The 23,020-nt window shown below is 66.9% G+C and carries 18 protein-coding genes, 3 pseudogenes and 1 riboswitch; of the genes and pseudogenes, 7 read left to right on the top strand and 14 right to left on the bottom strand.

Annotated elements, in window-relative coordinates; translation table 11 throughout:
- The first annotated feature begins 58 nt into the window (after nt 1-58).
- The gene (locus R2K23_RS23390; RefSeq protein WP_316512999.1) at nt 59-1,636 is read left to right on the top strand and encodes an FMN-binding glutamate synthase family protein; all 1,578 of its coding nucleotides are present in this window, start codon (nt 59-61) and stop codon (nt 1,634-1,636) included.
- Nucleotides 1,637-1,642: 6 nt separating this feature from the next.
- Here R2K23_RS23390 and R2K23_RS23385 read toward each other — a convergent pair whose 3' ends face one another.
- Nucleotides 1,643-2,320: an alpha/beta hydrolase gene (locus tag R2K23_RS23385; protein ID WP_316512997.1), complete on the bottom strand. Its 678-nt coding sequence runs from the start codon at nt 2,318-2,320 to the stop codon at nt 1,643-1,645.
- 103 nt (nt 2,321-2,423) lie between these two features.
- A riboswitch (cobalamin riboswitch) is annotated at nt 2,424-2,632 on the top strand.
- Nucleotides 2,633-2,748: 116 nt separating this feature from the next.
- On the opposite strand from R2K23_RS23385, the gene metE reads away from it, so the two are divergent.
- The 3 genes and pseudogenes from metE to R2K23_RS23370 form a co-directional block, all read left to right on the top strand.
- Nucleotides 2,749-5,016, top strand: coding sequence for a 5-methyltetrahydropteroyltriglutamate--homocysteine S-methyltransferase (gene metE, locus R2K23_RS23380; protein WP_316512995.1), 2,268 nt, complete (start codon nt 2,749-2,751; stop codon nt 5,014-5,016).
- A gap of 80 nt (nt 5,017-5,096) precedes the next feature.
- Entirely contained in the window at nt 5,097-6,017 is a 921-nt protein-coding gene (locus tag R2K23_RS23375) for a mycobacterial-type methylenetetrahydrofolate reductase (RefSeq protein WP_316517524.1), read from the top strand.
- Nucleotides 6,018-6,045: 28 nt separating this feature from the next.
- A pseudogene (locus R2K23_RS23370) lies at nt 6,046-6,135 on the top strand (superoxide dismutase); the annotation flags it as partial.
- A 133-nt stretch (nt 6,136-6,268) separates the two neighbouring features.
- Here R2K23_RS23370 and R2K23_RS23365 read toward each other — a convergent pair.
- The 4 genes from R2K23_RS23365 to prpD are packed head-to-tail and all read right to left on the bottom strand — an operon-like array spanning nt 6,269 to nt 13,206.
- A complete protein-coding gene (locus R2K23_RS23365) occupies nt 6,269-9,652 on the bottom strand; it encodes a pyruvate carboxylase (RefSeq protein WP_316512994.1) in 3,384 nt (1,127 codons plus the stop codon).
- Between the two features lie 4 nt (nt 9,653-9,656).
- Nucleotides 9,657-10,790 carry a bifunctional 2-methylcitrate synthase/citrate synthase gene (locus R2K23_RS23360; protein WP_316512993.1) on the bottom strand — a complete coding sequence of 378 codons (1,134 nt, stop codon included), beginning with the start codon at nt 10,788-10,790 and terminating at the stop codon, nt 9,657-9,659.
- Nucleotides 10,787-11,704 (bottom strand): methylisocitrate lyase, encoded by a 918-nt coding sequence (gene prpB / locus R2K23_RS23355; protein WP_316512992.1) that lies wholly within the window; start codon nt 11,702-11,704, stop codon nt 10,787-10,789. Before prpB ends, R2K23_RS23360 begins: the two co-directional genes overlap by 4 nt.
- Nucleotides 11,704-13,206, bottom strand: a complete 1,503-nt coding sequence (gene prpD / locus R2K23_RS23350) for a 2-methylcitrate dehydratase PrpD (protein WP_316512990.1) — start codon at nt 13,204-13,206, stop codon at nt 11,704-11,706. The genes prpB and prpD overlap by 1 nt, the downstream gene beginning before the upstream one ends.
- 133 nt (nt 13,207-13,339) lie before the next feature.
- Between prpD and R2K23_RS23345 the strand changes: the two genes are divergently transcribed.
- Nucleotides 13,340-14,740 (top strand): short-chain fatty acyl-CoA regulator family protein, encoded by a 1,401-nt coding sequence (locus tag R2K23_RS23345; RefSeq protein ID WP_316517522.1) that lies wholly within the window; start codon nt 13,340-13,342, stop codon nt 14,738-14,740.
- Here R2K23_RS23345 and R2K23_RS23340 read toward each other — a convergent pair.
- From R2K23_RS23340 to R2K23_RS23330, 3 genes are read right to left on the bottom strand one after another with little or no spacing between them, the layout of a single operon-like run.
- Entirely contained in the window at nt 14,716-15,642 is a 927-nt protein-coding gene (locus R2K23_RS23340) for an HpcH/HpaI aldolase/citrate lyase family protein (RefSeq protein WP_316512988.1), read from the bottom strand. The two genes, R2K23_RS23345 and R2K23_RS23340, sit on opposite strands and share 25 nt — an antisense overlap.
- Before the next feature lie 44 nt (nt 15,643-15,686).
- Complete coding sequence (locus tag R2K23_RS23335) at nt 15,687-16,871, bottom strand: CaiB/BaiF CoA transferase family protein (protein WP_316517521.1); 1,185 nt, start codon at nt 16,869-16,871, stop codon at nt 15,687-15,689.
- Nucleotides 16,872-16,894: 23 nt separating this feature from the next.
- Nucleotides 16,895-18,265 (bottom strand): LLM class flavin-dependent oxidoreductase, encoded by a 1,371-nt coding sequence (locus R2K23_RS23330; protein WP_316512986.1) that lies wholly within the window; start codon nt 18,263-18,265, stop codon nt 16,895-16,897.
- Nucleotides 18,266-18,333: 68 nt separating this feature from the next.
- On the opposite strand from R2K23_RS23330, the gene R2K23_RS23325 reads away from it, so the two are divergent.
- Nucleotides 18,334-18,996 (top strand): GntR family transcriptional regulator, encoded by a 663-nt coding sequence (locus tag R2K23_RS23325; RefSeq protein WP_396892651.1) that lies wholly within the window; start codon nt 18,334-18,336, stop codon nt 18,994-18,996.
- Nucleotides 18,997-19,040: 44 nt separating this feature from the next.
- Here R2K23_RS23325 and R2K23_RS23320 read toward each other — a convergent pair.
- The 6 genes and pseudogenes from R2K23_RS23320 to R2K23_RS23295 all read right to left on the bottom strand — a co-directional run.
- A pseudogene (locus tag R2K23_RS23320) lies at nt 19,041-19,162 on the bottom strand (SDR family oxidoreductase); the annotation flags it as partial.
- Nucleotides 19,150-19,422 (bottom strand): annotated as a pseudogene (locus R2K23_RS23315) (amidase); the annotation flags it as partial. The pseudogenes R2K23_RS23320 and R2K23_RS23315, both read right to left, overlap by 13 nt.
- 1 nt (nt 19,423) lies before the next feature.
- Complete coding sequence (locus R2K23_RS23310; RefSeq protein WP_316512982.1) at nt 19,424-20,122, bottom strand: alpha/beta hydrolase; 699 nt, start codon at nt 20,120-20,122, stop codon at nt 19,424-19,426.
- A 39-nt stretch (nt 20,123-20,161) separates the two neighbouring features.
- Nucleotides 20,162-21,082 carry a TIGR03619 family F420-dependent LLM class oxidoreductase gene (locus R2K23_RS23305; RefSeq protein WP_316512979.1) on the bottom strand — a complete coding sequence of 307 codons (921 nt, stop codon included), beginning with the start codon at nt 21,080-21,082 and terminating at the stop codon, nt 20,162-20,164.
- 16 nt (nt 21,083-21,098) lie between these two features.
- On the bottom strand, nt 21,099-21,938 hold the full coding sequence (locus R2K23_RS23300) for a mycofactocin-coupled SDR family oxidoreductase (protein ID WP_316512978.1): 840 nt from the start codon (nt 21,936-21,938) through the stop codon (nt 21,099-21,101).
- A 141-nt stretch (nt 21,939-22,079) separates the two neighbouring features.
- Nucleotides 22,080-22,673, bottom strand: coding sequence for a TetR/AcrR family transcriptional regulator (locus tag R2K23_RS23295; protein WP_316512975.1), 594 nt, complete (start codon nt 22,671-22,673; stop codon nt 22,080-22,082).
- Between the two features lie 108 nt (nt 22,674-22,781).
- Here R2K23_RS23295 and R2K23_RS23290 point away from each other — a divergent pair, with 108 nt between their 5' ends.
- Nucleotides 22,782-22,994 carry a ferredoxin gene (locus R2K23_RS23290; RefSeq protein WP_316512974.1) on the top strand — a complete coding sequence of 71 codons (213 nt, stop codon included), beginning with the start codon at nt 22,782-22,784 and terminating at the stop codon, nt 22,992-22,994.
- The last annotated feature ends 26 nt before the right edge of the window (nt 22,995-23,020 follow it).

Genomic DNA, 23,020 nt, shown 5'->3' with positions numbered 1-23,020 from the left:
TCGCGGCACGAGAGCCGCGGGTCGGTTTGGAACGCCACTTACCGGCAACCCTGAAAGCATGATCAAGCCCATGCGTGCCGCCGCCGCGGCGGCGGCCTCTGCGGTGGCCGCGGTCGCCGTGCGCGATGTCTTCCAACGTAAACACTCGATACTGCGAAACTTTCCGGTCATCGGACACGGCAGGTACCTGATCGAGTCGATCGGCCCGGAATTGCGGCAGTACATCGTGGCCTCAAACAACGAGGAGCGGCCGTTCACCCGCGACCAACGTCGATGGGTGTACGCCTCGGCGAAGCGGGAGAACAACTACTTCGGCTTTGGCACGGACAACGACATCGAGCACACGACGGGCTATCCGATCATCAAGCATCGGACCTTCGGCCGGGCCACACCGCTGTCGGAGCCGATGTCCGTGCACGACGTGGCGTTGCCGTCCGCGAAAGTGCTCGGTGCCGCGCGGCGCCGTCGGCATGCGTTCCGGCCCGCGTCGGTGGTCAACATCTCCGCGATGAGCTTCGGCTCGCTGTCGGGCAACGCCGTGGAGGCCCTCAACCGCGGCGCCCTGATGGCGGACTGTCTGCACAACGCCGGCGAGGGCGCCGTCTCGCGGTATCACCGCCACGGCGGTGAGCTGGTCTTCCAGATCGGCACCGCCTACTTCGGCTGCCGCGACCAGGAGGGCCGCTTCGACCTGGAGAAACTCAAGGACGTGGTGGCGAGCACGCCGGGGCGCGCGTTGGAGATCAAACTCAGCCAGGGTGCGAAGCCGAGCCTGGGGGGACTGCTGCCGGGAGTGAAGGTGTCCGCGGAGATCGCCGAGACGCGCGGGATCCCGCAGGGGCAAGACTGCGTCAGCCCGTCGCGGCACGCGGAGTTCAGCGACACCGACAGCCTGCTCGACTGGGTGGAACTGCTCGCCGCCGAGACGGGGTTGCCGGTGGGCATCAAGTCCGCGGTCGGCGATCTGGACTTCTGGTCGGAACTGACCGATCTCATGCGCGATACCGATCGCGGCGTGGACTTCGTGACCATCGACGGCGGGGAGGGTGGGACCGGCGCGGCGCCGCTGACGTTCACCGATACCGTGTCGCTGCCCTTCCAGCTGGGCTTTTCGCGGGTCTACCGAGCCTTCGCAGAGCGGGACCTGCACGAGCAGGTGACGTTCATCGGCGGCGGCAAACTCGGACTCCCGGACAACGCGGTGGTCGGGTTCGCCCTCGGCTGCGACATGGTCAACGTAGCCCGGGAGGCCATGCTCGCGGTCGGGTGCATCCAGGCACAGCGGTGTCACGATGACAGCTGCCCCACCGGCGTCGCCACCCAGAACGCTTGGCTGAGTCGCGGTTTGGTGCCGGATGAGAAGGCGGTCCGGGTGGCGAACTACATCAAGGCGCTCCGCCGCGACCTGGTCAAGGTGTCGCAGGCCTGCGGTGTCGAGCATCCCGGGTTGATCAGCACCGACTCCGTCGACATCCTCGATGGTCGCGTCGATTCGACCCCGCTGCACGAGGTGTACGGGTATGACCGCGGGATGGGCTTACCGTCGGTCGCCGACCGCGCGGAGATCGCCCGTTTGATGGTGGCGCGGGAACCGCAGGGCGGTTCGGCGCCGCCGTCGAGGTCGGCGGTGGGATGAGTGCGGTCACGTCGGAGGGTTTGCCAGCGCCGCGGCGACGCGCGCCGCGACCTCGGTGACGACCGCCCGGGTGTGCGGATCGTCGGTCGGTTCGTAGCGGTCTTCCGCCGAGTTGTACTGCGCCCCAGCGATGTTGCCGTGATCGGCTGCCAGCTCGATGACCTGGACCGGCCAGCCGGCCTGCTCGAGTTCGGCGGCGAAGTCCCGACTGGCCTGTAACGGCACCACGTCGTCGGCCGCCCCGTGCAGCAGCGTGAAGGGCGCGCGCACGCGCGCGGCGGACAGCCGCGGACCGAGCATCTCGCCGGACAGCGGATCGCGCACCATGAAAGCGCCGCCCAGCCCGACGACGTGCTGCAGGGCAACGTTGTATTCGTCGGCGCGAATGGCGAGACCCGCCGCCGCGACCGCTCCGAGCGACCACCCGACCACGGCCAGTGGCCCGGCGGCGTCGGCCTGCGCGAACTCCACGGAGGCCAGCAGATCGGCGCGGCCGCGATCGTCGGCGTGCGAATTCCAATCGGGGACCACCACGCGCAGGTGGTGGCCGGCGAGCAGTTCGGCCAACGAGCGGACGGTGTGTCGGGCGTCGGTTTGCGTACCGTGCCACAGCAGCACCGTGGGATGGGCGGGGTCGCCGAAAACGCCGACGCTGCGCCCGGGGGCGTACTCGAGAGTCTCCATTGCTGCAGTGTGCCCACAAAGCGCCCGCGCACACCTGCACCAACGCTTCGATCGTTGAAGTGGCTAAGATGCGGAGTGCAGCTGGTCTGCCGTTCGTACACCCGTACGGAAGGCACCGACCGGTTCACCCACCTGGGTGGATCGGGAGAGGGAACCCGGTGAGAATCCGGGACTGTCCCGCAGCGGTATGCAGGAACGACCGCCGTCATCAGCACTGGTAGCGCAGAGCTACCGGGAAGCGACGGCCACTAGGAGCACCGAGCACGGTGCGCGCCTGCGAGTCCGAAGACCTGCCGGCTGTGTCGGACGCGCCGCGTCCGGCGGCGTATCGCCTCGAGGAATGGGCGGATGGCCGAGGGCCGCGTTGTCGGCTGCCTTCGTTACCCGTCCATGGGCGATGCGCTTCCCGTCGTACCGAAGGACGTTCCATGGCAACACCATTCACCGCGACCATTCTGGGTGCTCCCCGCATCGGGCCGAACCGGGAACTCAAGCGCGCCACCGAGGGCTACTGGGCCGGCCGGATCGACCGCCCCCGACTCGAAGAGGTCGCCGCCGAGTTGCGTCGACAGACGCTGACGTCGCTGAACCGGTCCGGATTGGATTCCGTGCCGGTGAACACGTTCTCCTACTACGACCAGATGCTCGATACTGCGGTGATGCTGGGCGCACTGCCGCCGCGCGTGCAAAGTATCGACGACGATCTGGACCGCTACTTCGCGGCGGCTCGCGGCACGGCCGAGGTCGCGCCGCTGGAGATGACCAAGTGGTTCGACACCAACTACCACTACATAGTGCCGGAGATCGGCCCGGACACCACGTTCTCACTACACCCGGACAAGGTGCTGACCGAACTCGCCGAAGCGCGGGAACTCGGGGTCCCGGCCCGTCCGGTCGTGATCGGACCATTGACCTTCCTTGCGCTGAGCAAAGCCGTGGACGGCGCCGACGCGCCGATCGAACGTCTCGATCAGCTGTTGCCGCTCTACGCGCAACTGCTGGCCCAACTCGCCGATGCGGGCGCGGAATGGGTCCAGCTCGACGAGCCGGTGTTGGTCACCGATCAACTCGACAACGCAGCCAAGCTCGCGCACCGGGTGTACACCGAGCTCGCCGCGGCGCCCCGGCGTCCGGACATCCTGGTCGCGACCTACTTCGGTGCGCTCGACGACGCGCTGCCGGCGCTGGCGCGCACCCCGATCGAGGCGATCGGCGTCGACCTGATCGCCGGCGGGGTGCGGGCCGTGGGCGCGGTCCCGGAACTGGCCGACAAGCTGGTAGTCGCCGGTGTGGTCGACGGCCGCAACATCTGGCGGACCAACCTGCAGACGGCACTGGGCGCTTTGGCCTCCCTGTTGGGCTCCGTTGGCGCACTGGCTGTTTCGACGTCGTGTTCGACCTTGCACGTGCCGTATTCGCTGGATGCCGAGCATGATCTCGACGACACCCTGCGCACCTGGCTCGCCTTCGGCGACGAGAAGGTGTTCGAGGTCGCAACTCTGGCGGTGGCGCTACGCAAGGGCCGCGAGGCCGTCGTCGGCGAGATCGAGGCCTCCGACGCGGCGGCGGCCAGCCGGGCGGCGGATCCGCGGTTGCATGTGGGCGCGGTCCGGGAGCGGCTGACGTCGGTGCTGGCCACCGGTGCTCAGCGCGGCCCGGCCGACAAACGGCGCGCGGCGCAGAACGCGCGGCTGGGCCTGCCGGTGTTGCCCACCACCACCATCGGCTCCTATCCGCAGACCATCGCCATCCGTAAGGCTCGTGCTGCATTGCGGGCCGGAGAAATCGACCAGGCCGGCTACGAACAGCAGATGCGTTCGGAGATCGCCGATGTCGTCCGCCTGCAGGAAGAGCTCGGACTGGACGTGTTGGTGCACGGTGAGCCCGAGCGCAACGACATGGTGCAGTACTTCGCCGAGAAACTCGACGGGTTCTTCGCCACGCAGAACGGATGGGTGCAGTCCTACGGAACCCGGTGTGTGCGACCGCCGATCCTGTACGGCGATGTGGTGCGCCCGGAGCCGATGACGGTCGAGTGGATCACCTACGCGCAGTCGCTGACCGACAAGCCGGTCAAGGGGATGCTCACCGGTCCGGTGACCATTCTGGCCTGGTCCTTCGTGCGCGATGATCAGCCGCTTGCGGACAGCGCCAACCAGATTGCTCTGGCGATCCGGGACGAGACCGTCGAGCTGGAGGCCGCCGGGGTGTCCATCATCCAGGTCGACGAGCCGGCGCTCCGGGAGTTGCTGCCGTTGCGCAGCAAGGACCAACAGGAGTACCTGGCGTGGGCGGTCGCCGCGTTCCGACTGGCGACTTCCGGTGTCGGTGATACGACCCAGATCCACACTCACCTCTGCTATTCGGAGTTCGGCGAGGTGATCGGGGCGATCGCCGATCTGGACGCCGATGTGACGTCGATCGAGGCCGCCCGCTCGCACATGGAGGTGCTCGGCGATCTGAACGCCGTCGGGTTCGCCAACAGCGTGGGTCCGGGTGTGTACGACATCCACTCGCCGCGCGTGCCGTCCACCGAGGAGATGGTGGCTTCCTTGCGGGACGCGCTCGAAGCCGTTCCGGCCGAGCGGCTTTGGGTCAACCCGGACTGCGGTCTGAAAACTCGCAAGACCGACGAGGTGACCGCATCCCTGCGCAACATGGTGGCCGCGGCAAAGGCTGTCCGCGACCAGAGCTGACACCGCGACGTGCGTTGCGCCCCAGGCTGTCTGGGGTGCAACGCCCCCTCGGCATGCCCGCCGTGACACAGGAGATCATCGTGCCGTTGCACACCATCGCGTTGGAATTGGTACCACCCAATCTCGACCGCGGCCCCCATGCCGCGCGCGACGAGGCGCACAAGGTACTGAGTTGCGCGGCCGACGCCGGCCTGGCCGGAAGGATCAGGCACGTGATGATCCCCGGCATGATCGTCGAGGACGCCGACCGACCGGTCGAGATGAAGCCCAAACTCGACGTGCTCGACTTCTGGTCCAGCATCGGACCGGAGTTACCGGGGGTGGCCGGTTTGTGCACGCAGGTGACCTCGTTCCTCGACCCGGCGGCGCTGCAACGGCGGGTCGGCCGCCTGCGCGCCGCCGGCTTCGACGGGGTGATCTTCGTCGGCGTTCCGCGCACCATGAACGACGGCGACGGCGCAGGTGTCGCCCCCACCGACGCGTTGTCCAGGTTCGCGCTCCCTGACGCCGAGCACGTGTCGAACCGCGGCGTGATCCTGATTCCCACCCGCGACGGCGAAGCGGCACGGTTTGCCGGCAAGTGCGAGCACGGCGCCACCTTCGGGATGACGCAACTGCTCTACTCCGATGCGATCGTCGAGTTTCTCCGAAAATTCGCACGGGCGTCTGATTTTCGGCCGGAGATCCTGCTTTCGTTCGGCTTTGTGCCGAAGATCGAAGCCAAGGTGGGGCTGATCGACTGGCTGATCCAGGACCCCGGCAATGCCGCGGTGGCCCGTGAGCAGGAGTTCGTGAGGGCTCTGGCAACCAGTAATCCGGCAGTGAAGCGCAGGCTGTTGCTGGACCTGTACCAGCGGGTGATCGACGGCGTCGTCGAACTCGGCTTTCCGCTGAGTCTGCATCTCGAGGCTCCGTATGGGGTCTCCGGCCCGGCTTTCGACACTTTCGCCGAGATGTTGACCTACTGGGCGCCCCCTCTACCAGTCCATCTGAACAGGTAGGCCGCTTTGCGGCAACGACGGTGAGTTCGATTTCGTCAAGGTGTTCTGGAACGTGGTCAACTGGGCTGACGTGCAGCAGAGTTTTGCGGCCGCGCGCAGCAAAACCTCAGGCCTGGTCAACTTGTCCGGCCTACTCCTTGGTGGACTGGAAGTCCCCATCGGTAAGAACGCCGAACAGATACTCCAAGCCATTGCATTCACGCTGGCTCGTCAGTGATGGCGAACCAGCGTGGATGCTTTGTGATGAGCTCTCAGCTGATCACGACGAGTAGATCCTCCGCTTCCACCTGAGCGGTCCGAGCGATCACAATGCGCTGCACGGCACCAGATTTCGGAGCTGTGATCGCAGCCTCCATCTTCATCGCCTCGATGGTGGCCACGGTGTCACCGGCGGCGACCTGATCGCCGGGCTCGACCACCACGGTGACCACACCGGCGAACGGCGCGGCCAGATGATCGGGGTTGGCGCGGTCGGCCTTCTCGGCAGCCGGGACGTCCGCCGAGATACCGCGGTCACGAACCAGCACCGGACGCAGTTGGCCGTTGATGATGCACATCACCGTCCGCATGCCCTTGGCATCGGGTTCGCTGATGGCTTCCAGGCCGATCAGCAGTTCCACACCCTGCTCTAGCTTGACCCGGTGTTCTTCGCCGCGGCGCAGCCCGTAGAAGAACTGGTTGGCAGAGAGCCCACTGGTGTCTCCGTACTGTTCTCGATGCGCCAGGTATTCCTGGTTCGGGCTCGGGAACAACAACGCGTTCAGCTTGGCCTGACGTTTGGGGCCGGGGGCGGCGAGCACCTCCAGATCCTCCGCGGACAACGGTTGCTCGGATCGGCCCGGGCCGCGGTTGGCAAGTGCCTTGGTGCGCAACGGCTCTGGCCAACCACCCGGCGGATCGCCGAGTTCGCCACGCAGGAACCCCAGCACACTGTCCGGTATGTCGCACCGGGTCGGGTCAGCGGCGAACTCGTCGGCGCTGAGGCCCGAACCGACGAGAGCCAGAGCGAGATCCCCGACCACCTTGCTCGACGGGGTGACCTTGATCAGACGGCCGAGGATGCGATCCGCGCCCGCATAGGCATCCTCGATCTGCTCGAATCGGTCGCCGAAACCCAAGGCGACGGCTTGCTGACGAAGATTGCTCAACTGGCCGCCGGGGATCTCATGGGAATACACCCGCCCGGTCGGCGCGGCCAGTCCCGATTCGAAGGGCGCATACACCTTGCGCAAGGCTTCCCAGTACGGTTCCAGCGCGCAGACCGCATCCAGCGCCAGGCCAGTGTCGAACCGGGTGTGCGCTGCGGCTGCGACGATCGAGCTCAGTGCCGGCTGGCTCGTCGTGCCGGCCAGCGGAGCTGCCGCGCCGTCGACTGCCGAAGCCCCGGCCTCCCACGCCGCGACGTACGTGGCCAGTTGGCCGCCCGGGGTGTCGTGGGTGTGCAGGCGCACGGGCACGTCGAAGCGGGTGACCAGGGCCGACACCAGCTTTGCCGCAGCGGGTGCGCGGAGTAGGCCGGCCATGTCCTTGATCGTCAGCACGTGCGCGCCCGCCTCGATGACCTGCTCGGCCAACCGCAGCCAGTAGTCCAGGGTGTAGAGGTCCTCGGCCGGATTCATCAGGTCCCCGGTGTAGGACATCGCCACCTCGGCCACGGCCGTTCCGGTTGCCCGGACCGCATCGATCGCGGGGCGCATCGACTCGACGTTGTTGAGCGCATCGAAGATCCGGAAGATGTCGACACCGGTCGCCGCTGCCTCTTCGACGAACGCATCGGTGACGGACACCGGATACGGCGTGTAGCCCACGGTGTTCCGCCCGCGCAGCAGCGTCTGCAGGCAGATGTTCGGCAGTCCGGCACGCATTGCGGACAGCCGTTCCCACGGGTCTTCCTTCAGGAAGCGCAGCGCGACGTCGTAGGTGGCCCCGCCCCAGCATTCCACCGACAGCAGTTCGGGCATGGTGCGTGCGATATGGGGAGCGACCGTGACCAGGCCGCTGGTGCGGACCCTGGTGGCCAGCAACGACTGATGCGCATCGCGAAATGTCGTGTCGGTGACCAGGACTCCCCGGTGCTGCCGCATCCAGTCGGCAAAACCGCGTGGACCTAGTTCGGCCAGCTTCTGTTTCGAACCGGCCGGTGCCGGAGCGCCCAGATCCGTCGGCGGCAGCTTGTCGTGCGGATAGACCCCGGTGGGTCGTGGACCGTGCGGTTGATTGACCGTGACGTCGGCCAAGTAGCTGAGGATTCTGGTACCGCGGTCCGCGCTCGACCGGGCTGTCAGCAGGTCGGGCCGCTCATCGATGAAGCTGGTGGAGACCCGCCCGGCCAGGAAGTCCGGGTCCTCCAGCACCGCCTGCAGGAAGCCGATGTTGTTGGCCACGCCGCGAATTCGGAACTCGGCCACCGCACGTCGCGCTCGCCGAACAGCCACGCGGAAATCCGCGCCACGGCAGGTGAGCTTGACCAGCATGGAGTCGAAGTGGGCACTGACCTCCGCACCGACATGGGTACCGCCGTCCAACCGGACGCCCGCTCCGCCCGGCGACCGGTAGGTGGTGATCCGGCCGGTGTCGGGGCGGAAACCGTTGGTGGCGTCCTCGGTGGTGATGCGGCATTGCAGCGCCGCACCGCGCAGCACGATGGCCTCTTGGAGCAAGCCGAGGTCGCTCAGCGATGCGCCGGCCGCTATCCGCAACTGCGCCGACACCAGGTCCACATCGGTGACCTCCTCGGTGACCGTGTGCTCGACCTGGATCCGCGGGTTCATCTCGATGAACACGTAGTTGCCGCGTTCGTCGACCAGGAACTCCACCGTGCCCGCGCACGAATAGCCGATGTGCCGGGCGAATGCCACAGCGTCGGCGCACATTCGGTCTCGCACCGCTGGATCCAGGTGGGGCGCGGGGGCCATCTCGATGACCTTCTGGTGTCGACGCTGCAGGCTGCAGTCGCGCTCGTACAGGTGCACCACGTTGCCGTAGTTGTCGGCGAGGATCTGTACCTCGACGTGGCGCGGGTTGACCACCGCCTGTTCGAGGAACACCGTGGGGTCACCGAACGCCGACTCCGCCTCTCGGCTGGCCGCCGCAATCGCCTCGGTCAATTCCTCGCGGGACGCCACGCGCCGCATGCCGCGTCCGCCGCCGCCGGCGACTGCCTTGACGAAAAGCGGAAACTGCATGTCCTCTGCGGCGGAGAGCAATTCAGCGAGTTCCGCGGAGGGCTTCGAGGAGGCCAACACCGGTAGACCTGCCGCCTTCGCCGCGGCCACCGCGCTGGCCTTGTTCCCGGTCAGTTCGAGTACCGCGTGGGAGGGCCCGACGAAGGTGATCCCGGCCTCAGCGCAGGTACGGGCCAGTGCCGGATTCTCGGAGAGGAACCCGTAACCGGGGTAGATGGCGTCCGCACCGCAGCGCTGCGCGGTCGCCACGATCTGGTCGACGCTCAGGTAGGCCCGGACCGGATGGCCGGGCTCCCCGATCTGGTAGGACTCGTCGGCCTTCGACCGATGCACCGAGTTGCGGTCCTCGAATGGATACACCGCGACCGTCGCGGCTCCGAGTTCATGGGCAGCGCGGAACGCGCGAATCGCGATCTCACCGCGATTGGCGACCAACATCTTGTCGAACACGCGGTCAGGCCAACCGACGCTGAGGTTGACCGGAATACTCACTGAGCGGCCGGATCAACGCGTTGGATTGGGTCTGCTCGATGATGTGCGCCGTCCACCCGGTGATCCGACTCATCACGAAGATCGGTGTGAAGCTGGGAATGTCGAACCCCATCAGGTAATAGGCCGGCCCGGTGGGAAAGTCCAGGTTCGGTTTGATCTGGGTGGCGGCAAACATCGCGCTCTCCAACGCGTTGTAGATGTCGACCCAGCGCTGCCCATCGCGGACCGCCGCCATGTCGATCAGGGCCTGTTTCATGGTGGGCACCCGCGAGTCGCCGTTCTTGTAGACGCGGTGACCGAAACCCATCACCTTGTCCTTGCGGGAAAGCTTGCCGTGCAACCACTCCGCAACCCGATCCGCCGAACCGATCTCGAGCATGTCATGCATGACTGCTTCGTTGGCCCCGCCGTGCAGGGACCCTTTGAGCGCGCCGATCGCCGCCGTGACCGCGCTGTAGATGTCGGATTGGGTAGAGGTCACCACCCGTGCCGCGAAGGTCGACGCGTTGAAGCTGTGTTCGGCGTAGAGCACCATGGACTGTTCGAATGCCCGGACCACGGACGCATCGGGAACCTCACCGAAGCACATGTTCAAGAAGTTCTGCGAGTAGCTCAGATGGCTGTGTGGTGCAATGGGTTCCAAGCCGCGTCGCCGCCGCAAGTCGGCGGCGACGATCGTGGGCAGTACCGAGAACATGCGCAGTGCTTTCGCCATGTTCGCCGACACGCTGGGGTCGTCCTCGTCGGGGTCCTCTGCCCCGAGGTAACTGATGGCGGTGCGCACCACGTCCATGGGATGGCAGTTGTCCGGCAGTTTGGCCAACAGCGACTGCATTGACCGGTCGATGCGCCGCGACGCCCGCTCCCGCTGGGTGAACAGTGCCAACTCCTGGTCGGTCGGCAGTTCACCGTGCCAGAGCAGGTAGGCCACCTGCTCGAAACTGCAGTGCGCGGCCAGGTCTTGCACCGGGTAGCCGCGATAGGTCAGCGTGTTGGTCTCGGGAACGACCTTGGAGATCGCGGTGGTGTCCACCACCACCCCGGCCAGACCCTTGTGGATCTTCGGTTGTCCGGTTTGGTTCGCGGTAACGGTCACGGTGTCACCCCTTGCAGCGAGAAGTTGAAGATGTCGGAGTCGAACTGGTTGTAGTCGGCGTAGCGCAGCAGCTCGTAGAGTCGGCTGCGGTGCTGCATCTGATCCAACAGTTCGGATTGAGTTCCGGCGGAATCGATTTCGCGTAGGCCCCGCTCGACGGCGTGCATAGCCAGGCGCAGGGTGGTGACCGGGTAGATCACCATGTTGTACCCGATCTCGGAGAGCTGCGCGGCGGTGAGGAGCTCGGACTTACCGAACTCGGTCATGTTGGCCAGCAGCGGAACGTCGACCGCATCGCGGAACTGTTCGAAGTCGGCTGGGGTGTGCAGCGCCTCGGTGAAGATCAGATCTGCTCCCGCGTCGGCGTAGGCCTTGGCCCGCTCGATGGCAGCGGCAATGCCTTCGATGCTGGCCGCATCCGTGCGGGCGCAGATGATGAAGTTCGGGTCGCGCCGAGCCGCGACCGCGGCGCGCAGCCGCCGGACCATCTCCGCGGGTTCGACCACGGCCTTGCCGTCCAGATGCCCGCACCGCTTCGGGTTGACCTGATCCTCGAGGTGCAGGCCCGCGAGGCCCGCATCCTCGAGCAATGTGACAGTGCGAGCTGCGCTCATCGGCTCGCCGAAGCCGGTATCGGCGTCGATGAACGTGGGAAGCTCGGTGGCCGAGGCGATCTGGGCCCCGCGACCGGCCACCTCGGTCAGCGTGGTCAACCCGATGTCCGGCAATCCCAGATCGGCGGACAGCGCGGCGCCCGAGACGTAGACGCCGTCGAACCCGACCTCGGCGACCAGCTTCGCCACCAACGGAGAGAACGCGCCGGGGAGGCGCAGCAACCGGCCAGAATCCAGTCCGAGGCGTAACTTGCGTCGCTTCTCCGAGGCCGGTGTCGACGATCCCAACAGGCCCGCCATCAGAAGATGCCCCCGGGAATCGTCGGCGCCTTGTCCAGGACCAGCTGGTCGACGCGCACGTTCAGTGCGGACAGGTCGCCGGGTCCGGCCGCCGAGACGTCCTGCACCGCGCCGAGGAAACGCTGCTGTTCCTCGACGTCCACCACGCCGTCGGCCAGCTCGGTGAACTTGGCGATGTACTGCTCGCGCGCGAACGGCCGAGCACCAAGTGGGTGGGCGTCGGCGACGGCAAGTTCGTCGACGATCGTCTCGCCGCTCTTGAGCGTGACGACAGCCTTGGCGCCGAATGCCTTTTCGGCCGGGTCCGTCGAGTGGTAACGCCGGGTCCATTCCGGGTCCTCGACGGTGGAGATCTTGCGCCAGAGCTCGATGGTGTCGGGCCGGTGCGCGCGCTCGGGTGCGTACGAGCGCTCGTGATGCCAGGTGCCGTCTTGGAGCGCGACGGCGAAGATGTACATCACCGAGTGGTCCAGTGTTTCCCGGGACGCATCGGGGTCGAACTTCTGCGGATCGTTGGAGCCGGTGCCGATCACCACGTGGGTGTGATGGCTGGTGTGCAGCACGATCGAAGCGATCTGGTCCAGGTCACCGATGCGTTCCCGCATCCGGCGGGCCAGGTCGATGGGCGCCTGACTCTGGTATTCGGCGGAATGCTCCTTGGTGTAGGTGTCCAAGATGGCGCGCTTGGGCTCGCCCGGTGCAGGTAGCGGGACCTGATAGGTGTGCTCGGGACCGGAGAGCAGCCAGGCGATGACGCCGTCCTCGCCCTCCCAGATCGGGGCGGGGGAACCTTCGCCGCGCATGGCCCGGTCCACGGCCTCGACGGCGACCTTGCCGGCCCAGGCCGGGGCGTAGGCCTTCCAACTGGAGATCAAGCCCTTGCGGGACTGCCGCGTCGCCGTCGTCAGGTGCAGCGCCTGCCCGATCGCGTCGTAGATGGTGTCCGGGTCCAGGCGCAGCATCGTGCCCAGTCCGGCGGCCGCCGCCGGGCCGAGATGCGCGACGTGATCGATCTTGTGTTCGTGCAGGCAGATGCCTTTGACCAGGTCGACATGGACCTCATAGGCGGTGGCCAGGCCGCGGATCAGGTCGGCGCCGCTCACCCCGAGTTGCTGGCCCACCGCGACCAGCGCCGGGATGTTGTCCCCGGGATGGGAGTACTCCGCCGCCAGGAAGGTGTCGTGGAAGTCCAGCTCCCGCACCGCCACGCCGTTGGCCCAGGCGGCCCACTCGGCCGACACCGTGCCGTCGACGCCGAACACCGAGGCACCGCCGGCCCGCGGATGTGCCAGCGCCTGGACACGAGCCACAGTCACCGGTCGACGGAGGACCGACGCCGCCGACACCGCGGCGTTGTCGATGATCCGGTTGATCACCATGGCTTCGGTCTCCGGGGGTACCGCAACCGGGTCGGCCGCGATCTCGGCGATCTTGGTGGCCAGGTGCTGGCTGCGGGGAAAGTCGTCGGCGCTGCGTCGGGTACGCACTTCGTGGATCTGCATGTTTCGCACCGTACGCACCCCGTCGACCTCCGGATAGAGGCTCTACATGCGTATTTGTGTGTCCTGATATCGCTGGTTTTGCGAAGGTTGTGAAAGCACGTCGAGCTAGGCTGGAGCGGTGTCGAGGACCTTCATGGGAGCGCGGCTACGCCGGCTGCGGGAAGAGCACGGCCTCACTCAAGTAGCGCTGGCGCGGGCGCTGAACCTTTCGACCAGCTACGTCAATCAGTTGGAGAACGACCAGCGGCCGGTGACGGTGCCAGTGCTGCTGACGCTTACCGAGCGCTTCAACCTGCCCGCGCACTTCTTCACCCCCGATTCCGATGCGCGCCTGGTGGCCGACCTCCGGCAGAGTCTGGGCGAAGCTCAAGTCAGCGCCGCCCAGATCGAGGAACTTGCTGCGCGGATGCCCGAGGTCGGGCACGCCGTGATCAGTCTGCATCGTCGTTTGACGGCGGCCACCGCCGAATTGGAAACGCTGGCTGTCCGGGCCAGCCTGGATGTCCCCGGCGACCTTGCGCCGCCCAAGCCGTTCGAAGAGGTCCGCGACTTCTTCTACGACCGCCAGAACTACCTCGACGACCTCGACCGCGCGGCCGAGCAAATGTTCGCCACCCACCAGCTGCGGATCGGCGGCCTGGACCGCCAGCTCGCCGAGCTCCTGGCCGCCGAGCTGGGCGTCACCGTCGTCCTCGACGACGTGGAATCTCTTGGTCCGCACGCGAAGAGGCGGTATCGACCGGACACCAGGACGTTGCACGTGGCACGCTGGCTGGATTCCGGTCAGCGGGCCTTTCAGATGGCCACTCAGCTGGCGCTACTCACCCAGACGGAGTTGTTCACCGCGATCATCGCCGCCGACGAGCACTTGAGCACCGAGGCCCGCCCGGTGGCCCGGATCGGACTGGCCAACTACTTCGCGGGGGCGCTGCTGTTGCCCTACCGGCAGTTCCTGGAATCGGCGACGCTGCTGCGTTATGACATCGATCGGCTGACGCGCAAATTCGAGGTCGGGTTCGAAACCATCTGCCACCGGCTCTCGACGTTGCAGCGTCCCGACTCGCGTGGCGTGCCGTTCATCTTCGTGCGTGCCGATGCCGCCGGCAACATTTCCAAGCGCCAGTCGGCCACCGCTTTTCACTTTTCCCGGGTGGGTGGCAGCTGCCCGCTGTGGGTGGTGCACCGGGCGTTCAACCGCCCCGGCGAGTTCATTACCCAGGTGGCCCAGATGCCCGACGGCCGGTCGTACTTCTGGATCGCGCGGACCACGGATTCCGCACCGAGTCACTATCTGGGACAACGTAAGTCGTTTGCCATCGGGCTGGGCTGCGAACTTACTCACGCTGCCAAGCTGATCTATTCGGCGGGTATCGACCTCGCCAACGAGGAGGCCCGGGTGCCGATCGGGGCGGGATGTAAGGTGTGCGACCGACCGTCCTGCGCGCAACGCGCGTTCCCCTACATCGGGCGACCGGTTCACGTCGACCCGCGCACCAGCAGCGTCTTGCCCTACCCGTCGACCGAGACCAACTGACCATCGATCAGCGCAGCGCGGGCCAGGACTTCTTCGGCCTTCTTGACGTGCGCGGCATCCACCAACACACCGTCGACACCGGTGGCACCGCGCCCAGCGGCCTCGGCCGCGCGGTAGGCCTCGATGTTGCGGTGCGCCAACGCAATCTCCTCGGCATTCGGCGCGAAGACCTCGTTGGCGATCGGGACCTGGTTGGGGTGGATGGCCCATTTGCCGGTGTAGCCATACAGTGAGGACCGGCGTGCCTCGGCCTCGTAACCGGCCACATCGGCGTAGTCCGGGTATGGCGAGTCGATGGCGTCGATGCCGGCGATGCGCGCAGCGACCATGATCTTGTTGCGGGCATAGGCCCAGAAGTCGCCGGGGTAGTCCGCGATCGGCACGAAGTTGGTGTCCACCCGCGCCCCCTGGGACAACGAGAAGTCCCCAACTCCGAAGATCACCGCGTCCAAGCGCGAACTGGCGCGCACGATCTCCTCGGCGTTGGCCAGTCCCTCGACTTCCTCGATCAACACCTCCAGCCGGATCTTGCGGTTCAGACCCAGTTTCTCCTCCAACTGGGTCAGCAACACATCCACCCACCAGACATCGCGCGCGGTACGGGCTTTCGGTATCACCAGGGTGTCGAGTTGGGCGCCCGCGTGCGTGACCACCTCGATGATGTCGTCGTGGCACCAGGGGGTGTCCAGGCCGTTGATCCGCACGGCCCGTGCGGTGCGACCCCAGTCGAGTTCGGTCAGCGCACGGATCGCCTTGGCCCGCGATTCGACCTTCAGTCCCACCGGGGTGGCGTCCTCGAGATCGAGGAACACCAGGTCCGCGCCGCAACTGACGCCTTTGGCGAACATGTGGTCGTTGCAGGCCGGCAGGGCCAGTTCGGAGCGGCGGATCAGGTCAGTCATCGAGTGAATTCCTCTGTGTCATAGAAGTTGTCAGATAAAGGCGCTCAGAGCACGTCGTCGACGCGCAACTGATCCAGATCCGCGGGCGTCAAACCGAGCAGTTGACCGTAGACCTCGGCGTTGTGCTGCCCCAGCCGCGGCCCCAGGGCTTGGACCCGGGGCTCGGCGCCGGAGAACCGCGGCACGGGGGCCTGCACCGTCATGGCGCCGAGTTCGTCGTCGTCCACCGAGACGAAAACCTCGCGGTGCGCCAGCTGTTCGTCTTCGACGAGCCCACGCACGTCGTACACCGGCGCGGCGGCCACCTCGTGCGCGTCGAACACTGCCATGGCATCCGAAAGCGTCTGTCCGGCGACCCATTCCGCCACCACCGCGTCCACCTCGGCCGCGCGCGCCAAACGGCGCTGCGGATCGGAGAAGTCGGCGTCGGAGACCAGGTCCTCGCGACCGATCGCGTGAAAGACCCGCAGTGCCAGCGCCGGGGAGCTGCCCGACATCGCCAGCCACCGCCCGTCGGCGGTCCGGTAGGTGTTGCGCGGTGCCGAGATATCCCAGCGATTACCGGCCCGCTGTCCGACGATGCCCAACTGGTCATAGCCGAGCAGGCTCTGTTCCAGCAGTCGGGCCAGCGGATCGATCAGGTTGACGTCGATGAGTTGGCCTGGGGCGCCGTGCACGTCGCGGTGGTAGAGCGCCATCATCACCGCGTAGGCCGCGTTGAGTGAGGCCACGCCGTCGGCAAGCATGAACGGCGGCAGCGTCGGCGGCCCGTCGGCCTCCCCGGTCAGGTGCGCGAATCCGCTCATCGCCTCGCCGAGGGTGCCGAACCCGGGGCGTTCACTCTTGGGCCCCGTCAAGCCGAAACCGGTGATGTGCAGCATGACGATGCGGTCGTTGACCGCGCGCAGCGCCTCGTAGTCCAGACCCCACTTGCGCAACGTCTGCGGCCGGGTATTGACGATCACCACGTCGGCGTGCTCGACGAGCCGATGCACCAACTGCTGGCCCTGCTCGCAGCGCAGATTCAGAGTGATCGATTTCTTGTTGCGCGACAGCGACTTCCACATCAGTCCGACTCCGTTGCGCTGATGCCCCCAGGTGCGGATCGGGTCGCCCTGCCCGGGCTGTTCGACCTTGATCACCTCGGCGCCGAACTCGCCGAGGTAGGTCGCTACCAGCGGGGCGGCGGCCAGCGTGGCCAGGTCGAGCACCCGGATGCCGTCGAGCATTCCGGCGGTGGTCGCACTCGCCATCAGACGGCCATTCCGGCACCGCGGTGGTTGGACTCCGGGCGCGGCAAACCGAGATGCTCCCGCAGCGTCGAACCCTGGTAGGCGGTGCGGGACAGTCCGCGGCGCTGCAACTCGGGCACCACCATCCGGACGAAATCCTCGAACGAACCGGGCATGTGGGTGGCGGCCAGCACGAACCCATCGCACGCACCGTCTTCGAACCAGGCCGCCATCTGATCGGCCACCTGCGGTCCGGTGCCGACGAACCTTGGGCCCTGCAGCAGCGTGGCGCGGTGGGCGGCGAGGTCGCGCACCCGGACCGTCCCGCCGATATGCTCACGCAACCCCTGCACCAGGCCGCGGATACCCGAGGCTTGAGCGAGCAGATCGTCGGTGATCGGATCGTCGAGATCGTGCTGGGCGAAGTCGTAGTTCATCAACTCCGACAGCAGCGTCAGCGACGCCATCGGGTGCACCAGGTCCTCTAGGAACATCGCCTCGCGTTCCTTGGCGTGGGATTCGGATTCGCCGACCACGGCGTAGGCCATCGGGCAGATCCGCACCGTCTGCGGGTCGCGCCCGGACTCGGCGATGCGCTGCTTCTGATCGGCGTAGTGTGCGCGCGCGACGTCGAAGCCGGGATCGCCGGTGAAGATCAGATCGGCCCAGCGCGAAGCGAAGTCGCGGCCCCGGCCCGACGAGCCGGCCTGCAGGATGACGGGTCGACCCTGCGGGGTGCGCGGCACGGTCAGCGGGCCGCGCGCCGAGAAGTACTGTCCGACATGACCCAGCTCGTGCACCTTGGTCGGGTCGGCGTACTGGCCCGACCCGCGGTCGGCGACGATGGCCTCGTCCTCCCAGCTGTCCCACAGGCCGGCGACCACTTCGAGGAACTCGTCGGCGCGGTCGTAGCGTTCGTCGTGGCCGAGATGGCTTTGCACACCGAAGTTCTGCGCCTCGCTGTCGTTGACCGAGGTGACCACGTTCCACGCGGCTCGGCCACGGGACAGGTGGTCGAGCGTGGCGAACGTGCGGGCCACGTGGAACGGCGCGTAGTAGGTGGTGGAGTAGGTCGCGCCCAGGCCGATGTGTGAGGTCGCCTCGGCCAGCACACCGAGCACCACCGACAGGTCGAGTTTGACCGGTCGCGCGCCGTAGCGCACCGCCTCGGCCACCGACTGGCCGTAGATGCCGGGCATCGCCAACCGGTCGTCGAAGAACATCAGGTCGAAGCAGCCCTCTTCGAGTTGACGGCCCACCTTGGCGTAGTACGCCGCATCGAGATAACCGTGCTCGGTGGCCGGATGCCGCCACGATCCCGAGTACACCGAGGCGTTGCCCGCCTGCATGAATGCGACCAGGGACATCTGGTCGGCGCGCTTCTGGCTCATGATGGCGAATCTAACATCTGATACATCAGATTTCAAATGCTTGATCTGGTGGGCTGTACAGTATGGCCATGGCGATGGACATCTCCGGGACGGTGCGGGAACGCGCCGCCCGCGAACTCAGGGATCGCATCCTGACCGGCGCGATGGCGGCCGGCACTCGAGTCGACCTCGACTCGATCACCGAGGAGTTCGCCACCAGTCGCACCCCCGTGCGGGAGGCGCTGCTGGAACTGTCGTTCGAAGGCCTGGTCAAGATCGCGCCGCGCAGCGGTATCACCGTGGTCGGCGTCAACGTCGGCGACGTGATGGACTCGTTCACCATCCTGGGCGTCCTCACCGGCCAGGCGGCAGCGTGGGCGGCCGAACGGATCACCGCAGACGAGCTGGCCGAACTGCGCTCCCTGGCCGCCGACGTGGCATCGCGGTCCGGCGACGACAGCATCGGTGAAGCGAATTGGCGCTTCCACCAAGAGATTCACCGCGCTGCGCACTCACCGCGCCTGCTGACCCAGATCCGTCAAGCCGTTCGCGTCGTGCCGTCGAACTTCCTCACGCTGTTTCCCGAGCACGAGAACCACTCCCTGGATGAGCATGAGGAACTCCTCGACGCGCTGACGGACAAGGATGCCGAACGGGCCCGAGTGATCGCCGAACGCCACGTGCTGGAGGCGGGGCGTTCCTTGGCCGGCTGGCTCGAGCAACGGGCGGCGTCCCGCCCGGCCGATCAGTAGCGCGCTTATGCCGTTCAGGGCATCTGCGGCGGTGCCGGCCCGGGTCACTTCCGCATGCAGCCGCCGTCCGCCGTGACCGGCAGGCCGGTGATGTAGCGGGCGTCGTCGGAGGCCAGGAAAGCACGGCATTGCTGATGTCGACGTGCTTGACCCAAGCGACATGAAGACGCGTGAGCCCGCCGAGGTGGGCACTCCCGCGTAGTCCTGCGAGAGGTCCTTGATGAGGAACGGGACCCCGCCGAACGGCCCGGTGCGCGCGCGGTCGGGATCGGCGGGGACATCGCGGACGATCGCGTTGAGCCGGGGATTGACCTCGGCTGCCCGCTGCTGTGCGAGCGCGAGGAGTTCCGCCGCGGTCACGGCCTTGTCGGCGACCAGTTGGGCCAGGCCGGTGGCGTCGTGGGCGCGGTACTCGTCGAGATTCATGTCACGACCGTAAGGCGTGCGGCGCGGGCGGGGGGTCCGCCAGCGCCTCCGCGATGTGGCCGGCCACCTCAGTGACGACCCGCCGGGTGTCCGGATCCGACGTCGGCTCGTACCGGTCCTGCGCCGAGTTGTACTGCGCCCCCGCAATATTGCCGTGATCGGCGGCCAGCTCGACGACCCGCACCGGCCAGCCGACGGCCTGTAGGTCGGCTGCGAACGCACGGCTGGCCGTCACCGGGACCACGTCGTCGTCCACTCCGTGCAATAGCGTGAACGGTGCGCCTACGCGTGCGGTGCGCAGCTGTGGGCCCAGCGTTTCCCCCGAGAGCGGATCGCGCACCATGAAGGCGCCGCCCAGCCCGACGACGTGCCGCAGGGCAACGTTGTATTCGTCGGCGCGAATGGCGAGACCCGCCGCCGCGACCGCCCCCAGGGACCACCCGACCACGGCCAGTGGCCCGGAGGCGTCGGACTGAGCGAACTCCACGGAGTTGAGCAGATCGGCGCGGCCGCGATCCGCGGCGTGCGAATCCCAATCTGGCACGACCACCCGCAAGCCGTGGCCGGCCAGTTGATCGGCGAGGGACCCGACGGTGGACCTGGCGTCGGTTTGCGTGCCGTGCCACACGAGGACGGTCGGGTCGGTGGGTTGGCCGAACACGTCGACGCTGCGCCCGGGCGCGTACTGCTGAGTCTGCATGGCTGCAGAGTGCCCACTTTTCGCCCGGGCGCAACCTCCTCAGGCCACCTTCGGCTTGATCTCCTCGATGACCCATTGCGAGTAGTCGAGGTATTCGTCGACCCCGCGCACCTGCGGGATGGGGACCGAGCTGACGGTGACGCCCTGCTCGCCGAGCCAGCTCAACCGGTCCACGATCTCCGATGCGCTCATACCCGGACGCCCGTGCGGATCATCTTGCACCGCATGCCCTTCCCCGACGCGCGTGGTGCCCAACCCGTGCACCACGTCGAACGGACGGCCGTCGTATTCGGGTTGGGACTTGATGAAGTCCAACCGATCGGCGATCTGCTCCGGTGGGGTCAGGAACGACCACCACCCCGAAGCGAATTTGGCCGCCCTGCGCAGCGCCGCGTCGGCATCACCGCCGATCCAGATCGGCAGGTGCGGCTTCTGCACCGGCTTCGGCTCGAAAGCCACGTCGTCGAACGACACGTACTTGCCGTCGAAGCGCGGAGTGTCGCTGGTCCACAGTTCCTTGATGGCGGCCAGGTATTCGTCGGCGATCCTCCCGCGTTCGTGGAACGGCACGCCGAGCAGGTCGAATTCGCCTTTGAGCCAACCCACTCCGAACGTGACCATCATGCGCCCGCTGCTCATCCAGTCGGCCGTGGCCAAGTTCTTGGCCAGCACGATCGGATGCTGCAGCGGCAACACGGTTATGCACGAGTTCAACATGATCCGACTGGTCGCCCCGGCGAGATACGCCTGGGCGATGGTCGACTGCAGGTAATGCGGCCCGGACAGTTCGAGATGCTCGTTGGGAATGATGAAGTGCTCCGGGACCGCGATCATGTCGAAGCCCCACTCGTCGGCACAACGCGCCATCCGGGTCTGGTCGGCACCCGTGACGGCATGCTCCCACGGTTGCGTCATGGCCTTGAGCCGCAACATGTGTGGCAGGCTGAATACGAGCTTCACGCGACGCCGCCCCGCGTCACTTCAGCATGCTGCCGGCGTCGACGGTCATGGGCAGGCCGGTGATGTAGCGGGCCTCGTCGGAGGCCAGGAACAGCACGGCGTTGCTGATGTCGATGGGTTCGACCCACCCCACGGGGAGCACGTGCATGAACTGCGCGGCCACCTTGAGGTCCTCGGGGCCCGGGTTCTCCAGGTCTGGACGGAACAGCTTCATGGTGCCCTCGTTCATGAACAGCGGGGTGTTGACGTTGGTCGGGCACACGGCGTTGACGCGGATCGAGTGCTGCCCCAACTCCACGGCGAACGTCCGCATCAGGCCGATGACGCCGTGCTTGGCGGCGATGTAATGGCCGGTGTGCGGGTAGGGCTTGAGGCCGCCGACCGAGCTGGTGAGGATGATCGATCCGCCGTTGCCGCCGGAAAGTAGGTGCGGCACAGCCGCTTTGACTGATTTCCACACGCCCGACAGGTTGACGTCGATCATGTCGTCCCAGTCTTCTTGCTTGGTCTTGTCCAGGGTGTCGCCACCGTTGCCGATCCCGGCGTTGGCGACGACGATGTCCAGCCGGCCCAACTGCTCGACGCCGCTGTCCACTACGTCCTTGACCGCGTCGTAGTCGCGCACGTCGACCTCGGCGGTGACGATGCGGCGGCCGAGATTCTTCACCAGGTCGGCGGTCTCGGCCAGGTCGTCGGGAGTGGCTGCGGGAATGCGGCTCTCGCTGCTGATCTGCCGACAGACATCGATCGCGATGATGTCGGCGCCTTCCTCGGCCAGCCGCACCGCGTGGCTGCGGCCCTGCCCGCGCGCCGCCCCGGTGATGAATGCGACCTTGCCTTCAACCCGTCCGCCCATGACCCACCTCAATTCTTTCGGACGCCTGCCAGCAATCGCCCGACCGGCGTGAGGGTGATCGCCCTGTTTGGTCGATCGATCAGGAGCGTGGCATTGATCGGGCGACCTGTCAACCAGGTGTGGGGGAAGTGGGGTGGTCGATCAGTCGTCCGAGGTGGGGCCGGCGAACAGGTCGAGCTGGCGTTTCATGAACGCGCGGAGTTCCTCGTGCCCCAGGGTGACCCCGACGGCGCTCTCGTTGCACAGGCTGCGGGCGATCTGCGCGATGATCATCGACACCGCCACCGGCGGGTACTCCTCGACGTCGACTCCGGCCGTGCGCAGGGCGACGGTCACCGCCGCCGTCTCGATGTCGCGCACTCGCTCGGCGTACGCCTTGAGTTCCGCGCGGATCGCCTTGCGATGATTGGCCAGCGCCATGAACTCGGTGTTCAGCCCGGTCATGCGCAGATCGCTGTTGATCAGCCAGAGGGTGCGCAGCGGGTCGTTGTCGGTCAGCGCGGCGCGCATGTTCGCCAGGGACGCCTCGGCGCCGGACCGCAGCACCTCGACGTACAGGTCGTCCATGGTGGGGAAGTAGTAGTACACCAGTGCCTGCTTGACGCCGGCCTCGGTGGCCACCCGCCGTGAGGTGGCCGCAGCGTAGCCCTCCTCGCGCATGACCTTCGCGGTGGCCTCGATGAGCCGCTGCCGCGCGCTGCTGTCCGCAGGCTTGGTCTTGGGGGACACGGGCATTCAGCCGTCCTTTGTCGCAGTGTTGCTTGACCGTCTGTCACGCGCCGTGATAGGCATTGCGTATCCTAACAGTTTGGTCGGTCGATCAGATTCCAACAGGGAGGGCAAGTGAGCGTGGGTGCGCGGATTCTGCGAGTGCGGATCGACCAGCAACTGTGCGAAGGCCACGCACTCTGCATCGAAACCGCACCCGAGGTCTTCGACCTGACCGACGACGACATCGCCCGCTGTGACGAGCAGCCGCCGCCGGAGTTCTGGGAACAGGTGCGCGCTGCCGTCGACGCATGTCCGCGCGGGGCGATCACGGTCGACGAAGAGTAGTTCCAGCCCAATAGTCAGCCCGCATC

Origin of the sequence: Mycolicibacterium sp. MU0050 (genome assembly GCF_963378085.1) — a bacterium.
Taxonomy (GTDB): domain Bacteria; phylum Actinomycetota; class Actinomycetes; order Mycobacteriales; family Mycobacteriaceae; genus Mycobacterium; species Mycobacterium wendilense.
The sequence above is the reverse complement of the archived record's forward strand: the minus strand, read 5'-3'. Positions and strand labels throughout refer to the sequence as shown.